The sequence below is a fragment of the Actinomadura sp. NPDC023710 genome (assembly GCF_040639875.1).
GTDB lineage: Bacteria > Actinomycetota > Actinomycetes > Streptosporangiales > Streptosporangiaceae > Spirillospora > Spirillospora citrea.
Genome location: NZ_JBFAGB010000050.1, coordinates 1 through 14,139, shown reverse-complemented (window position 1 = coordinate 14,139; position 14,139 = coordinate 1). Strand labels below are relative to the sequence as shown.

Genomic DNA, 14,139 nt, shown 5'->3' with positions numbered 1-14,139 from the left:
AGCGCCTTCCGCCCACCCGGCCCGGGTGGGCGGCCCCTAGATCGGGAATGCCCGGTGACCTCGCCGCGTTCGGGTATCTGGCACACTTGGTGTGCAACCGCTGCGGTACCGGTTCACGCCTCCCACATCTCCCATGGCATCGCCATGCGGATTCGGGGGCGCCCGGCGACCGCCTGAGGCGAGGAGAACCCATGAAGCCCGACATCCACCCGAACTACGTCGTCACGACCGTGACGTGTACGTGCGGCAACACCTTCGAGACCCGCAGCACCGCCGCCAACGGCGTGATCCACGCGGACGTGTGCTCGAACTGCCACCCGTTCTACACGGGCAAGCAGAAGATCCTCGACACCGGCGGCCGGGTCGCGCGCTTCGAGCAGCGCTTCGGCAAGAAGAAGGCCGACAAGTAGGGCGAACCGCACGGCGGACATCAGGGGCGGCCCGGGGACTCACACGTCCCCGGGCCGTCCGAAACCGGTGCGGGGGCGCCCGTCCCCGCGCCGCAACGGCCAGGACACAGCGTGAATCTCGACGATCTGATCAGCGAATACGCGGGCATCGAGGAACGGCTCGCCGACCCGTCCGTCCATGCCGACCAGAGCCTGGCGCGCAAGCTCGGCAAGCGTTACGCGGAGCTGCGCCCGATCGTCGAGACGCACCGCGAGCTGTCCGCGACCGAGGACGACCTCGGCACCGCCCGTGAGCTGGCCGGCGAGGACGCCGCGTTCGCCGCCGAGGCCGAGGACCTCGGAAAGCGCCGCGCGGAACTGGAGGAGCGGCTGCGGCGGCTGCTCGTCCCGCGCGACCCGAGCGACGGCAAGGACGTCATCCTGGAGGTCAAGGCGGGTGAGGGCGGCGAGGAGTCGGCGCTGTTCGCCGGCGACCTGCTGCGGATGTACCTCCGCTACGCCGAGCGCGTCGGCTGGAAGACCGAGATCCTCGACTCCCACCCCTCCGACCTCGGCGGATACAAGGACGTCACGGTCGCGGTGAAGGCCAGGGGCGCCCAGGAGGACGGGGTCTGGACGCGGCTGAAGTTCGAGGGCGGCGTCCACCGGGTGCAGCGGGTGCCCGCGACCGAGTCGCAGGGGCGCATCCACACCAGCGCCGTCGGCGTCCTGGTGACGCCCGAGGCCGAGGACGTCGACGTCCAGATCGACCCGAACGACCTGCGCATCGACGTGTACCGCTCGTCCGGGCCGGGCGGGCAGAGCGTCAACACGACCGACTCCGCGGTCCGCATCACGCACCTGCCGACCGGCGTCGTCGTCTCTTGCCAGAACGAGAAGAGCCAGCTGCAGAACAAGGAGCAGGCGCTGCGCATCCTGCGGTCCCGGCTGCTGGCGATGGCGCAGGAGGAGGCCGACGCGGCCGCCTCCGCCGAGCGCAGGAGCCAGGTCCGCACCGTGGACCGCTCCGAGCGGGTGCGCACCTACAACTACCCGGAGAACCGGATCTCCGACCACCGGGTCGGCTACAAGGCCTACAACCTCGACCAGGTGCTGGACGGCGACCTCCAGAACGTCACCCAGGCGCTGGTCGACGCCGAGATGGAACGCCGTCTGGCCGAAGCACAAGGATCATGAACCTGCTGCTCGACGAGATCGCCAGGGCCACCGCGCGGCTCGCCGACGCGGGCGCCGCCTCGCCCCGCGCCGACGCCGAGGAGCTCGCGGCGGCCGTGCACCGGGTGCGGCGCTCGGAGCTGCACGGCGTCCCCGACAGCGCGTTCGACGCCCGGTTCTGGGAGTTCGTCGCGCGCCGCGAGGCGGGGGAGCCGCTGCAGCACATCACCGGCCGGGCGTTCTTCCGCTACCTGGAGATGAAGGTCGGGCCCGGCGTGTTCGTGCCGCGCCCGGAGACCGAGGTGATGGTCGGCTGGGCACTGGAGACGCTGCGCGACATGGACGTCCGCGACCCCCTCGTCGTCGACCTCGGCACCGGCTCCGCCGCGATCGCGCTGTCCATCGCGCTGGAGGCCCCCCGCGCCCGCGTCCACGCCGTCGAGAAGGACCCGACCGCCTTCGTCCACGCGACCCGCAACGTGGAGGAGCTGGACGAGCGGGGCCGCGTCCGCCTGCACCTGGACGACTTCGCCACCGCGCTCACCGAGCTGGACGGCACCGTCGACCTCGTCGTCAGCAACCCCCCGTACATCCCGATGAGCGAGTGGGAGTACGTCCCGCGCGACGTCCGCGACCACGACCCCGCCGACGCCCTGTGGGGCGGCGGCGACGACGGCCTGGACGCGATCCGCGTGGTGGAGCGCACCGCCCGCCGCCTCCTGCGGCCCGGCGGCTACACGGCCGTCGAGCACAGCGACCTGCAGGGCAACGGCGTCTACTGGGTCTTCGCGGAGGAGCACGGCTGGCGCGACGTGCGCAACCGCCGCGACCTGGCGAACCGGGACCGCTTCGTCACCGCGCGTCTGGCCGCCGACTAGCCCCGCTATCCTGGGCGGTGCCATACCGGACGAGCGCTGTGCAGATGGGAAGACGGGCGACCGTGAGCCGACGTTACGACTGCTCTGAGCCGATGGAGCGCACCCGGGGGATCGCCGAGGCCTTCTCGGCCGTCCGGCGCGGCGAGCTGATCGTCCTGCCGACCGACACCGTGTACGGCGTCGGCGTGGACGCCTTCATGCCGCCCGCCGTGACCGCCCTCCTGGACGCCAAGGGCCGCGGCCGCGAGATGCCGCCGCCGGTGCTGGTCGGCTCCGTCCGCGCCGCCACGGCCCTCGTGGACGACCTCGGCACCTACGGGCAGGACCTCATCGACGAGTTCTGGCCCGGCGCGCTGACCCTCGTCTGCCGAGCCAACCCCAACCTCATGTGGGACCTCGGCGAGACCAAGGGCACCGTCGCCATCCGGATGCCGATGCACGAGCTCGCCGTCCAACTGCTCAAGGAGACGGGCCCTCTCGCCGTCAGCAGCGCGAACCTGTCCGGCCGCCCCGCCGCCCGCACGGTCGACGAGGCCGAGAAGATGCTGGGCGACTCGGTCGCGGTCTACCTGGACGGCGGCGCCGCCGGCCACGCCGACCCGTCCACGATCATCGACCTGACCGGCTCCGTGCCCCGCCTCCTGCGCGCCGGCGCCGTCCCCGAGGACAAGATCCGCGCCGTGGTCGGCGTCCTGCTCACCGAGGAGGACGAGCCCGAGACGCCCGCAGAGGCCCCCTCCACCACCGAGGCGGCCAAGCCTTCCCTCACCAAGGAAGAGCCTCCGCTGACCCCTCAAGAGCCCTCTGAGCCCCTCCAGGAATCCCCTGCCCCGAACCCCAAGCCGTCCCTCCACAAGGACGATCCCGGCACCGACTGACGGGGCGGGCCGGCGAGATCCGTTCGATCCGGGCCGGTGTGCCGGAGGCGGCGCGGCCCGAGAAACGCGAAGGCCCCGCCGGGTCGGGCGGGGCCTGTGTCGTCAGACGGAAAGGGGGGCGGATCAGAAGATCTGCTTGCCCTTGCCGTAGTAGTACTTGCCGGTCTTCTTGTTCCGGCCGCACTCCTGCACCCACATGTGGCTGCCGTAGGACGACTTCACGCTGATCTTGACTTTGGCCTTGCCGTCGAAGTTGTAACGGGTGCCGCCGGACGTCACGCCGATGATCTTGAAGCGTGACCAGTACACCTTGGAGCCCTCGGTGAACTTGAAGCGCACGCAGGAGGTCCAGCCGTTGGTCTTGTCGTCGAGGAGGTAGCCCGTGACGGAGGTGCTGCCGCCGCTCCGGGTGTAGGTCCCGTAGGAGGCCACGTGGCTGTAGGAGTTGTACGGCTTCCAGCTGCCGGTGGCGGCGGCTTCGGCGGGGGCGCCGACGGCGGCCATGCCGGCCATCAGCGTGCCGGCGGTCAGGGCTACTGCAGCGATTCGCCGCATAGGTCCCTCCGTGTTCGGATTGGGGGGGTTAGCGAGCGACAACCTAGCAGCCCCTTACCAGCGATTTTTGGCGGGGAGCCGCATCTGACCGGGGCAGGCCGAATCCGGCGGTTCGGCGAACCGATCCGGCGCTGGACGCGTCCAAGGCTCCTCTGACCGTCCGTGCAGGGGGCAAAGGGCTTACCTGGCGGGCGGATCGGGGGCGTTACACCGACACGATCACGGCAACGGTGGAAACATGCCCGACGTGCCTGGCCGTGTCCGGCGCTCCGCGATCATCGCGGGTGTGCTGCTGTTCCTCGTGCTCGGGCTGCCCGCCTGCGCCGGACGGCAGGCGGGCGCCGAGCCCGCGCCCGGAGCCTCCGGTGTCGCGCCGCCTCCCGAGCCGGCCTACCGCGGCGAGAGCATCCCGGCCTACGACGTCGTCCTCACCATCGGTACCGACGGCGTGCTGTACGTGCGGGAGACGATCACCTACGACTTCGACCGGGCGGGGGAGCACGGGATCGTCCGGCACGTGCCGTTCCGCCGCGGCGACCGCCTCTACGAGGTCCGGGGCGTCAGCAGCAGCTCCTCCACCGGCGCCCCGGCCCGCGTCCGCACGACCCGGTTCCTGCACGACGTGCAGATCAGCATCGGCGACCGGCACCGCGAGGTCCGCGGCCGCCAGGCCTACGTGATCGAGTACGAGGTGCGCCGCGTGTTCACCCCGCGCGCCGACCACGACGACCTGCTGTGGGACGCGATCGGGACGAACTGGGACGTCCCCATCGGGAACGCGGCGGTCCGGGTGCAGGCGCCGGTGCCGCTGCGGCACGCGACCTGCCGGGCGGGCGCGCCCGGCGTGACGACCCGGTGCCTGCGCGACCGCGACGGCCCGTACGCCATCGACTTCGTCCAGAACGCGCTAGCCCCGCACGAGGGGATGAGGATCCGGGTCCGGCTGCCCAAGCACGCGATCGCCGTCCCGCCTCCGCGGTACGTCCCGCCGCGCTGGACGGGCCACTGGACGGGCACCGCCGTCCTGGCCCTCGGGCTCGCCGCCGTGCCCCTGCTCGCGCGCCGCCCCGCGCCGCCGCGGGGGACCGGCGCCGGCCTGGCCGCCGCCGGGACGCTGCTCGTCGTCGCCGACGCCGGGGACGACGTCGCGGCGAGCGGCCCGTGGGCGTTCTCGCTGGGCGACCGGTGCCTCGCCGGCCTCGCGCTCATGATCGTCGGCGCCGGGATCATGTGCGTTCGGCGGACCCGTAGTGCCCGATATGCCGCGGACGACCGTCCGGGAGGACTACAGTTGGCCGGTCGCGACGTGAACTGAACGTCCCGGCGGGTCGTCTACCAAGGTGAACTCCGTCCCGGACGGGGCACGTAGGCATCGTTGATCGGCGAAGGGAGGCGCAGGGGAGTGCGGGAGTACCTGCTCACGATCCTGGTCGCCGCTCTCGTCGCCTACCTGCTGACGCCGTCGGTGCGCAGGTTCGCCGTCTGGTTCGGCGCGCAGGCCGTCCCGCGCGACCGCGACGTGCACGTGATCCCGACGCCCCGCCTCGGCGGCCTGGCGATGTTCGGCGGGATGGTGGCGGCGCTGGTGGTCGCGACCGGGCTCCCGGAGATGCGCAAGGTCCTCGGCGACGGCGGGATCAGCGTCAGCAAGGCGCTGCTGCTGTCGGGCGGGCTGATCGTGCTGATCGGGATCGCCGACGACCGCTGGGAGGTGGACGCGCTCACCAAGTTCGCCGGGCAGGTCGCGGCCGCCGGGATCTTCATCATGCAGGGCATCCAGATCTATGTGATCCCGCTGCCGACCGGCGACTCGCTGTCGCTGCCGCCCGCCTACGGGGTGCCGCTCACCGTCCTCGTCGTCGTCGCCACGATCAACGCGGTCAACTTCATCGACGGGCTGGACGGCCTCGCCGCCGGCGTCGTCGGGATCGCCGCGCTGGCGCTGTTCTCCTACGCCTACCTGCTGTCGAGGACGAACGGGCTCACCACGCTGAGCGCCGCGACCCTCATCGCCGCGGTGCTGTTCGGCATGTGCGCGGGTTTCCTGCCGCACAACTTCAGCCCGGCCAAGATCTTCATGGGCGACACCGGCTCGATGCTGATCGGGCTCCTGCTCAGCGCTTCCACGATCATGCTGACCGGGCAGTTCGACCCGGCCATCCTCGCCAACGGCCTGTTCCCGTTCTTCGTCCCGGTGCTGCTCGTCCCGGCGGTGGCGGCGGTGCCGTTCATGGACATGCTGCTCGCGGTGTGGCGGCGCACCAACCAGGGCCGCTCGCCGTTCGCCCCGGACAAGCAGCACCTGCACCACCGGCTGCTGGAGCTCGGCCACTCCACCCGCCGCGCCGTGCTGATCATGTACTTCTGGGTCGGGCTGCTGGCCTCCGGGCTGGTCGGCCTCGCGCTGTTCGACGCCGCCTGGGTCACCCTCGGCGCCACCCTGCTCGTCGCGGTCGCGGGCGTGCTGCTGATGCTCCGCATCCCCGGTCGCCGCAGGTCGGCCCGCGCGAAGGCCCCGGGCGCCGGCGACCAGCCCGCCGAGCAGCCCTCGATGCCCGTCTGAACTGCGCCGGGACGCCACCGGACGGCATCGGGCACGTCCGGTTCGCGCGCCCCGAACGTGCGTGGGCACGGGGCAGGCTCGGCTACAGTCCCTCGTGCGGGTGTCGCGCGCGGTAGCGTCGCGCGCGCCGGATCGCATTACCTCTAGGGTAATTGTGGACATTCCGGACGCTTGTGATACCTTTCACGAACAACAGACGACCACTGAACGTGACCAGCCGGAGCCCTCATGCATACCTCCGACGCCCGGATGCTCCGCGGCGCCGCGATCCCGACGTCGGTCGTCGGGGTGGGCGCCGTGGTGATCGGCCTGCTGGCCGCCGGCGCCAAGGGCGCCCTGGCGGCGGCGCTGGCCTCCGTCGTGGTGATCGCCTTCTTCTCGCTCAGCGCGGTGGTGGTCTCCTGGGCCGCCAAGTACTCGGCGCAGACCATGATGCTCGGCGCCCTCGCCAGCTACGCGGTGAAGATCCTCGCGGTGATGGTGCTGGTCACGGTCATCGACGGCGTCTCGATCTTCAACACCCAGGTCTTCGGCTGGACGGTCATCGGGCTCGCGCTGATCTGGATCGCGGCCGAGTTCCGAGTCGTCCTCCAGCGGAGGCCCTACATTGACGACCCCGAGAACGTCCTGGACCGGAGTCCGTGATGATGCGCTCGCGGACGGTGTCCTCCCCCATGACGGACTACTCCAATATGACCACCGCAGGCATGGCCTGCTATCGTCCGGAGCGCGATGAGCGAGCAGAAACGCCGGCCGGAGGACGGCCAGCGGGAATTCGCCGACGCCGCCTGGTCCGCGCCCAGCTATCTCCTTTCCGGGATGCTCATCTGGGGCGGTCTCGGGTGGCTGCTGTCCAAGTGGACGCACCAGACCTGGCTGGTCCCGATCGGCCTGGTCATCGGCATCGTGCTCGCCGTCTACCTGGTCTACGTGAAGTTCGGTCGCGACTCCTCCTGAGCGGCCCCGCCGCCGAGGAAGCCTCCGTGAAACATCACCACATTGATGAAGGGAACGCCGCGTGAACGCGCTGACGGTCCTCGCCTCCGGCGGAGATGAGTTCCAGGCCCCCGGCCCAGAGCTGTTCGACTTCCCGCCCCTGTTCGCCGGCGGCCCCGCTTGGCTCACCAAGCCCGTCGTCTTCGCGGTCGTCGGGTCGCTGGTGGTCTGCGTCTTCTTCTGGAGCGCCTTCGCCAAGCCGAAGCTCGTGCCGCGGGGCGTGCAGAACCTCGGCGAGGTCGGCTACATGTTCGTGCGGGACGAGATCGCCCGCCCGTTCCTCGGCAAGAACACCGACCGGTGGATGCCGATGCTCATGTCGATGTTCTTCCTGATCTGGATCTGGAACATCTTCGCGGTCGTCCCGATCATCCAGTTCCCGATCGCCTCGCACATCGCGTTCCCGATCGTCCTGGCGCTCTTCGTCTACATCGTCAAGATCTACCTCGGTCTGCGGCACCAGGGGATCCGGTACTTCACGAACATGATCCCCGGCGGCCTGCCGCTGCCCGTCTACTTCCTGCTGGTGCCGATCGAGTACCTCTCGACCTTCGTCCTGGCCCCGTTCACCCACGCGGTCCGGCTCTTCGCCAACATGTTCGCGGGCCACACGATCCTGGCGTTCTTCAGCCTGGTCGGCTTCTGGTTCCTGTTCGAGAAGCCCACGGTCGCCGGATTCGGCGTCGGCATCATCGGCGTGATCGTCACCATCGCCATGACGGCGCTGGAGCTGCTGATCCAGTTCCTGCAGGCGTTCCTGTTCACCATGCTGGCCGCGATGTACATCCAGAGCGGCCTGGAAGCCGACCACTAAGACCGCGGGGCACGCGACGCCCCCGGCTCCGCGGACCCCATCGGACAACCTCGTAAGCCCAGACCGGCGGAGCTTCCGTCGGCCGACAGAAAAGGGAAAGAACATGGGAGACCTCGCTGCCCTCAGCGGTAACGTCACCTCGATCGGTTACGGCCTCGCGGCGATCGGCCCGGGCATCGGCGTCGGCATCATCTTCGGCCAGGGCGTGAACGCCATCGCCCGCCAGCCCGAGCTGACCGGTGTCATCCGCACCAACATGCTGCTGGGCTTCGTCCTTACCGAGGCGCTCGCCCTGATCGGCCTGGTCGCGCCGTTCATCTTCCAGGGCATCAAGTAGTAGCCGTCCGAACCTGAGGAAGGGCTGCAGACATGATCACAGCAGCTTCCGTCCTGGCGGCGGAGGAGAACAACCCTCTCATTCCGCACCCGTTCGAGCTGGTCGTCGGCATCTTCTCGTTCCTGGTCGTCCTGATCATCCTCGGCAAGATCCTCACGCCGCGCATCCAGAAGACGCTGGAGGAGCGGACCGAGGCGATCGAGGGCGGTCTCGTACGGGCCGAGCAGGCGCAACAGGAGGCCCAGCAGGTCCTTGAGCAGTACAAGGCCCAGCAGAAGGCGGCCGCGGTCGAGGCGTCGAACGAGCGGCGCAAGGCCGAGGAGCAGGGCGCGCAGATCATCGCCCAGGCCAAGGAGCAGGCCCAGGTCGAGGCGCGCCGCATCGTCGAGAACGCCAAGGCGCAGATCGAGGCCGAGCGGCAGCAGGCGCTGCAGTCGCTGCGCGCCGAGATCGGGGCCTTGTCGGTCGAGCTGGCCGGACGGGTCGTGGGCGAGTCCCTCGAGGACAGCGCGCGGCAGAGCCGGGTCGTCGACCGGTTCCTCGAGGAGCTCGAGGAACGCGCTCGCACCCAGGAGCAGATCACATCATGACCATCACGGGAGCGGTGAGCAGGGCGTCGCTGGCCGAGGCCAGGGAACGGCTGGAGGCCGCGATCTCCTCCGCCGACCTGGCGCGGCTCGGCGGCGACCTGTTCGCGGTGCTGCACCTGATCGACCGCGAGCACGGCCTGCGGCGGGCGGTCTCCGACCCGGCGCGCGACGGTGCCGAGAAGGCGCAGCTCGTCCAGATCCTGCTGGAGGGCAAGGTGTCGCCGGCCGCTCTCGGGCTGGTCGCCGACGTCGTCCGGCTGCGCTGGTCCAGGCCGTCGGAACTGTCGGACGCGGTGGAGATCCTCGCGGTCACCGCCGAGGCCGCCCGCGCCGAGGCCGACGGCCGGATCGACGACCTGGAGGACGAGCTGTTCCGGTTCTCCAGGGTCGTCGAGGGGGAGCCGGATCTGCGCGGCGCCCTGGCCAACCCCGGCCTGCCGGACGAGCGCAAGCTCGGCCTGGTCAACGCGCTGGTGGAGGGCAAGGTCACCGACGCGACGCTGACGCTCGTCACCGAACTGGTGCTGCGACCGCGAGGACGTAGCCTGGAAAGCGGGCTCGCCGACTACGGCAAGCTCGTCGCCCAGCGACGGCAGCGGCTGGTCGCCCTGGTCCGCACGCCGGCGCCGCTTTCGGCGGAGCAGCGGACGCGGCTCGCCGCGGTGCTGGCCGCCGCCTACGGCCACGAAGTACATCTGAACATCGAGATCGACCCCACCTCGATCGGCGGCCTGTCGGTCCAGATCGGGGACGAGATCATCGACGGCACGATCGCCGGACGGCTGGACGACGTCCGCCGGCGGCTCGGCACCGGCTGACCCGCCGGCTAGCTGACCCCATAGGGAGCAAGAGAGGAATCATGGCGGAGCTGACGATCCGTCCGGACGAGATCCGGAACGCGCTGGAGCGCTTCGTCCAGTCGTACGAGCCCGAGGCCGCCGCGCGCGATGAGGTCGGCACCGTCGTCGATTCGGGCGACGGTATCGCCCACGTCGAGGGCCTGCCCTCCGCGATGGCGAACGAACTCCTTGAGTTCGAGGACGGTACCCGTGGCCTGGCTCTGAACCTGGACGTACGTGAGATCGGCGCCGTTGTCCTGGGTGACTTCAGCAAGATCGAAGAGGGCCAGAAGGTCCGCCGGACCGGCGAGGTCCTCTCGGTCCCCGTCGGCGACGGCTTCCTGGGCCGCGTCGTGGACGCGCTGGGCAACCCACTGGACGGCCAAGGGCCGATCGAGACGACCGAGCGCCGCGCGCTCGAACTGCAGGCCCCCACGGTCGTGCAGCGGCAGTCGGTGAGCGAGCCGCTGCAGACCGGCATCAAGGCCATCGACGCGATGACGCCGATCGGCCGCGGCCAGCGGCAGCTGATCATCGGTGACCGGCAGACCGGCAAGACGACGGTCGCCGTGGACACCATCATCAACCAGAAGGAGAACTGGGAGTCCGGCGACGACAAGAAGCAGGTCCGCTGCATCTACGTCGCGATCGGCCAGAAGGGCTCCACGATCGCCAACGTGCGCCGCTCCCTGGAGGAGGCCGGCGCGCTGGAGTACACCACGATCGTGGCGGCTCCCGCCTCCGAGCCGGCGGGCTACAAGTACATCGCCCCCTACACCGGGTCCGCGATCGGGCAGCACTGGATGTACCAGGGCAAGCACGTCCTGATCATCTTTGACGACCTGTCGAAGCAGGCCGAGGCCTACCGCGCGGTGTCGCTGCTGCTGCGCCGTCCGCCGGGCCGCGAGGCCTACCCCGGTGACGTGTTCTACCTGCACTCCCGGCTGCTGGAGCGCTGCGCGAAGCTGTCGGACGACATGGGCGGCGGCTCGATGACGGGCCTGCCGATCATCGAGACCAAGGGCAGCGACGTGTCGGCCTACATTCCGACGAACGTCATCTCGATCACCGACGGGCAGTGCTTCCTGGAGACCGACCTGTTCAACCAGGGCGTCCGGCCGGCGATCAACGTCGGCATCTCGGTCTCCCGGGTCGGCGGCGATGCGCAGATCAAGGTGATGAAGACCGTCGCCGGCACGCTGCGCCTCGCGCTGTCGCAGTACCGCGACCTGGAGGCGTTCGCCGCGTTCGCGTCCGACCTGGACGCCGCGTCGCGTGCGCAGCTGGACCGCGGCGCCCGGCTGGTCGAGCTGCTCAAGCAGCCGCAGGGCAGCCCGTTCCCGGTCGAGCAGGAGGTCGTGTCCGTGTGGGCCGGCACCTCCGGCGGGCTGGACGACGTCCCGGTGGCCGACATCCGCCGCTTCGAGCGCGAGTTCCTCGACTACGTCGAGCGCGAGGAGAGCGGCGTGCTGACCTCCATCCGCGAGACCGGCAAGCTGTCCGACGACGGCTTCACCAGCCTCAAGAACGCCATCACGGAGTTCAAGAAGGGCTTCCAGACCAGCGAGGGAGAGCTGCTCGCCGAGGAGCCCGTCGAGGCGATCGAGGACGAGGACGTCAAGCAGGAGACGATCACCCGCGTCAAGAAGGGCTGACGGCCATGGCCGCACAGCTTCGCCAACTCCGGCAGAAGATCAAGACGGTCAAGTCGACCGCCAAGATCACTCGTGCCCAGGAGATGATCGCCACGTCGCGGATCGTCAAGGCCCAGCAGGCGGTGGCGGCCTCCAAGCCGTACGCCGACCAGATCACGCAGGCCCTGACCGCGCTGGTGAGCCACCACGTCGGGATCGACCATCCGCTGCTGGAGGAGCAGCCGGCCGACAACCGCAGCGCCGTGCTGATCATCACGAGCGACCGCGGGTTCTGCGGCGCCTACAACGCCAACGTCATCCGCGAGGCGGAGTCGCTGATCAAGGCGCTGCGGGACGAGGGCCGCGAGCCGGTTCCCTACGTCGTCGGCAACAAGGGCATCACCTGGTACCGGTTCCGGGACCGGGACGTCGCCGAGTCCTGGAACGGGTTCAGCGACCGTCCCGTCTTCGGCAACGCCGAGCGGATCGGGCGGCGGCTGGCCGAGGACTTCCTCAAGACCGACGCCGAGGGCGGGGTCGGGGAGATCCACGTGGTCTACACCGAGTTCGTCTCGATGCTGACCCAGACCGTCCGGGTCACCCGGCTGATGCCGCTGGAGATCGAGGAGGCCGAGTCCTCCAAGGTCCCGCCGGCGTACGAGTTCGAGCCGTCCGCCCAGGCCGCGCTCGACCTGCTCCTGCCGAACTACATCGAGAGCCGCATCTTCCACATGCTGCTTCAGTCGGCGGCGTCCTTCCAGGCGTCGGTCCGGCGGGCCATGAAGTCGGCGACCGACAATGCCAACGAACTGATCGGGGTCTACACGCGCCAGATGAACCAGGCGCGGCAGGCGGCGATCACCCAGGAAATCAGCGAGATCGTCGGTGGCGCTGACGCGCTCGCCGATTCTGGCGGGGAGTGAGAAGGGTATGACTGCTCAGGTAGAGACGGCGACCGCGACCGGGCGCGTCGCCCGTGTCATCGGCCCGGTCGTCGACGTGGAGTTCCCCGCCGACGCCATTCCGGAGATCTACAACGCCCTCAACGCGCAGGTCACCCTGGGCGGCGAGGCGAAGACCCTGACGTTCGAGGTCGCCCAGCACCTCGGCGACAACATGGTCAGGGCGATCTCGATGCAGCCGACGGACGGCCTCGTCCGCGGCGCTCCGGTGACGGACTCGGGCCGTTCGATCGCGGTGCCGGTCGGCGACATCACCAAGGGCCACGTGTGGAACGCCCTCGGCGAGGCGCTGGACGTCCCCACCGCCTCGCTGGAGGTCAACGAGCGCTGGGGCATCCACCGCGGTGCTCCGCCGTTCGACCAGCTGGAGTCCAAGACCGAGATGCTGGAGACCGGCATCAAGGTCATCGACCTGCTGTGCCCGTACGTCAAGGGCGGCAAGATCGGCCTGTTCGGCGGCGCGGGTGTGGGCAAGACCGTCCTCATCCAGGAGATGATCCGCCGCGTCGCCCGCAACTTCGGTGGCACCTCGGTGTTCGCCGGAGTGGGCGAGCGCACCCGTGAGGGCAACGACCTCTGGGTGGAGATGGCCGAGGCGGACGTCCTCAAGGACACCGCGATGGTGTTCGGCCAGATGGACGAGCCGCCGGGCACCCGGCTGCGGGTGGCGCTGTCCGCGCTGACGATGGCGGAGTACTTCCGCGACGTGCAGAACCAGGACGTGCTGCTGTTCATCGACAACATCTTCCGGTTCACGCAGGCCGGTTCGGAGGTGTCCACGCTGCTCGGGCGCATGCCGTCCGCGGTGGGGTACCAGCCGACGCTGGCCGACGAGATGGGCGTGCTCCAGGAGCGGATCACCTCGACGCGCGGTAACTCGATCACCTCGATGCAGGCGATCTACGTGCCCGCCGACGACATCACCGACCCGGCGCCGCACACCACGTTCGCGCACCTGGACGCCACCACGACGCTGTCGCGAGGCATCTCCGAGAAGGGCATCTTCCCGGCGGTCGACCCGCTCGACTCCACCTCGCGGATCATGGACCCGCAGATCCTGGGGAACGAGCACTACGAGGTCGCCCAGGAAGTGATCCGGATCCTGCAGAAGTACAAGGAGCTGCAGGACATCATCGCGATCCTCGGCATCGACGAGCTCTCCGAGGAGGACAAGGTCACCGTCCAGCGGGCGCGGCGCATCGAGCGCTTCCTGTCGCACCCGATGTACGTGGCCGAGCAGTTCACCGGCCAGCCCGGTGAGACGGTGCCGAAGGACGAGACGATCTCCTCGTTCAAGGCGATCGCGGAGGGCAAGTACGACCATCTCCCCGAGCAGGCGTTCTTCATGTGCGGCGGCATCGAGGATGTCGAGAAGAAGGCCAAGGAGCTGGAGAAGTAGTCCGCTCCGGCGGGCCGCGCCCGGGCCTCGCGCCATCGCCAGTGTCGCCCCGCACCTGGGTGCCGCGACGCGCACGAGCCCGTCCGTCAACTCGTCCGGCAGCTTCCCCACCGGTGGCACCGACGCATG

16 protein-coding genes are annotated in these 14,139 nt (G+C 69.8%); 15 read left to right on the top strand and 1 reads right to left on the bottom strand.

Going from position 1 to position 14,139, the window contains the following annotated elements:
- The first annotated feature begins 191 nt into the window (after positions 1 to 191).
- From rpmE to AB0H37_RS38885, 4 genes are all read left to right on the top strand, one after another.
- Entirely contained in the window at positions 192 to 410 is a 219-nt protein-coding gene (gene rpmE / locus AB0H37_RS38900; protein WP_173396406.1) for a 50S ribosomal protein L31, read from the top strand.
- Between the two features lie 111 nt (positions 411 to 521).
- A complete protein-coding gene (prfA, locus tag AB0H37_RS38895) occupies positions 522 to 1,586 on the top strand; it encodes a peptide chain release factor 1 (protein ID WP_360617632.1) in 1,065 nt (354 codons plus the stop codon).
- Positions 1,583 to 2,443, top strand: coding sequence for a peptide chain release factor N(5)-glutamine methyltransferase (gene prmC / locus AB0H37_RS38890; protein WP_089310101.1), 861 nt, complete (start codon positions 1,583 to 1,585; stop codon positions 2,441 to 2,443). The genes prfA and prmC overlap by 4 nt, the downstream gene beginning before the upstream one ends.
- 62 nt (positions 2,444 to 2,505) lie before the next feature.
- Positions 2,506 to 3,321, top strand: a complete 816-nt coding sequence (locus AB0H37_RS38885; RefSeq protein ID WP_360617630.1) for an L-threonylcarbamoyladenylate synthase — start codon at positions 2,506 to 2,508, stop codon at positions 3,319 to 3,321.
- 123 nt (positions 3,322 to 3,444) lie between these two features.
- On the opposite strand, the gene AB0H37_RS38880 is transcribed toward AB0H37_RS38885, so the two are convergent.
- Positions 3,445 to 3,876: a hypothetical protein gene (locus AB0H37_RS38880; protein ID WP_329086173.1), complete on the bottom strand. Its 432-nt coding sequence runs from the start codon at positions 3,874 to 3,876 to the stop codon at positions 3,445 to 3,447.
- 238 nt (positions 3,877 to 4,114) lie between these two features.
- Here AB0H37_RS38880 and AB0H37_RS38875 point away from each other — a divergent pair, with 238 nt between their 5' ends.
- The 11 genes from AB0H37_RS38875 (at position 4,115) to atpD (ending at position 14,010) form a co-directional block, all read left to right on the top strand.
- Positions 4,115 to 5,191 (top strand): DUF2207 domain-containing protein, encoded by a 1,077-nt coding sequence (locus AB0H37_RS38875; RefSeq protein ID WP_329086175.1) that lies wholly within the window; start codon positions 4,115 to 4,117, stop codon positions 5,189 to 5,191.
- Between the two features lie 87 nt (positions 5,192 to 5,278).
- Positions 5,279 to 6,439: an MraY family glycosyltransferase gene (locus AB0H37_RS38870; protein ID WP_360617629.1), complete on the top strand. Its 1,161-nt coding sequence runs from the start codon at positions 5,279 to 5,281 to the stop codon at positions 6,437 to 6,439.
- Positions 6,440 to 6,667: 228 nt separating this feature from the next.
- A complete protein-coding gene (locus tag AB0H37_RS38865) occupies positions 6,668 to 7,084 on the top strand; it encodes a hypothetical protein (protein WP_179837271.1) in 417 nt (138 codons plus the stop codon).
- Between the two features lie 87 nt (positions 7,085 to 7,171).
- A complete protein-coding gene (locus AB0H37_RS38860) occupies positions 7,172 to 7,396 on the top strand; it encodes an AtpZ/AtpI family protein (RefSeq protein WP_179837270.1) in 225 nt (74 codons plus the stop codon).
- Positions 7,397 to 7,457: 61 nt separating this feature from the next.
- Complete coding sequence (atpB, locus tag AB0H37_RS38855; RefSeq protein ID WP_179837269.1) at positions 7,458 to 8,249, top strand: F0F1 ATP synthase subunit A; 792 nt, start codon at positions 7,458 to 7,460, stop codon at positions 8,247 to 8,249.
- A 103-nt stretch (positions 8,250 to 8,352) separates the two neighbouring features.
- A complete protein-coding gene (gene atpE / locus AB0H37_RS38850) occupies positions 8,353 to 8,586 on the top strand; it encodes an ATP synthase F0 subunit C (RefSeq protein ID WP_089310093.1) in 234 nt (77 codons plus the stop codon).
- A 32-nt stretch (positions 8,587 to 8,618) separates the two neighbouring features.
- Positions 8,619 to 9,176 carry a F0F1 ATP synthase subunit B gene (locus tag AB0H37_RS38845; protein WP_179837268.1) on the top strand — a complete coding sequence of 186 codons (558 nt, stop codon included), beginning with the start codon at positions 8,619 to 8,621 and terminating at the stop codon, positions 9,174 to 9,176.
- Positions 9,173 to 9,994, top strand: coding sequence for a F0F1 ATP synthase subunit delta (locus AB0H37_RS38840; RefSeq protein ID WP_329086183.1), 822 nt, complete (start codon positions 9,173 to 9,175; stop codon positions 9,992 to 9,994). The genes AB0H37_RS38845 and AB0H37_RS38840 overlap by 4 nt, the downstream gene beginning before the upstream one ends.
- 41 nt (positions 9,995 to 10,035) lie before the next feature.
- A complete protein-coding gene (atpA, locus tag AB0H37_RS38835; RefSeq protein ID WP_329086185.1) occupies positions 10,036 to 11,670 on the top strand; it encodes a F0F1 ATP synthase subunit alpha in 1,635 nt (544 codons plus the stop codon).
- Between the two features lie 5 nt (positions 11,671 to 11,675).
- Positions 11,676 to 12,572: a F0F1 ATP synthase subunit gamma gene (locus tag AB0H37_RS38830; RefSeq protein WP_179837265.1), complete on the top strand. Its 897-nt coding sequence runs from the start codon at positions 11,676 to 11,678 to the stop codon at positions 12,570 to 12,572.
- 7 nt (positions 12,573 to 12,579) lie between these two features.
- Entirely contained in the window at positions 12,580 to 14,010 is a 1,431-nt protein-coding gene (gene atpD / locus AB0H37_RS38825; protein ID WP_329086187.1) for a F0F1 ATP synthase subunit beta, read from the top strand.
- Positions 14,011 to 14,139: the final 129 nt, after the last annotated feature.

Bases quoted from the DNA above. Each gene is read 5' to 3' on its own strand.
- AB0H37_RS38830 (WP_179837265.1), top strand. From the start codon at position 11,676: ATGGCCGCACAGCTTCGCCAACTCCGGCAGAAGATCAAGACGGTCAAG.
- atpA (WP_329086185.1), top strand. From the start codon at position 10,036: ATGGCGGAGCTGACGATCCGTCCGGACGAGATCCGGAACGCGCTGGAG.
- AB0H37_RS38860 (WP_179837270.1), top strand. From the start codon at position 7,172: ATGAGCGAGCAGAAACGCCGGCCGGAGGACGGCCAGCGGGAATTCGCC.
- AB0H37_RS38840 (WP_329086183.1), top strand. From the start codon at position 9,173: ATGACCATCACGGGAGCGGTGAGCAGGGCGTCGCTGGCCGAGGCCAGG.
- atpD (WP_329086187.1), top strand. From the start codon at position 12,580: ATGACTGCTCAGGTAGAGACGGCGACCGCGACCGGGCGCGTCGCCCGT.
- AB0H37_RS38845 (WP_179837268.1), top strand. From the start codon at position 8,619: ATGATCACAGCAGCTTCCGTCCTGGCGGCGGAGGAGAACAACCCTCTC.
- AB0H37_RS38865 (WP_179837271.1), top strand. From the start codon at position 6,668: ATGCATACCTCCGACGCCCGGATGCTCCGCGGCGCCGCGATCCCGACG.
- atpE (WP_089310093.1), top strand. From the start codon at position 8,353: ATGGGAGACCTCGCTGCCCTCAGCGGTAACGTCACCTCGATCGGTTAC.
- AB0H37_RS38880 (WP_329086173.1), bottom strand. From the start codon at position 3,876: ATGCGGCGAATCGCTGCAGTAGCCCTGACCGCCGGCACGCTGATGGCC.
- rpmE (WP_173396406.1), top strand. From the start codon at position 192: ATGAAGCCCGACATCCACCCGAACTACGTCGTCACGACCGTGACGTGT.
- prmC (WP_089310101.1), top strand. From the start codon at position 1,583: ATGAACCTGCTGCTCGACGAGATCGCCAGGGCCACCGCGCGGCTCGCC.
- AB0H37_RS38875 (WP_329086175.1), top strand. From the start codon at position 4,115: ATGCCCGACGTGCCTGGCCGTGTCCGGCGCTCCGCGATCATCGCGGGT.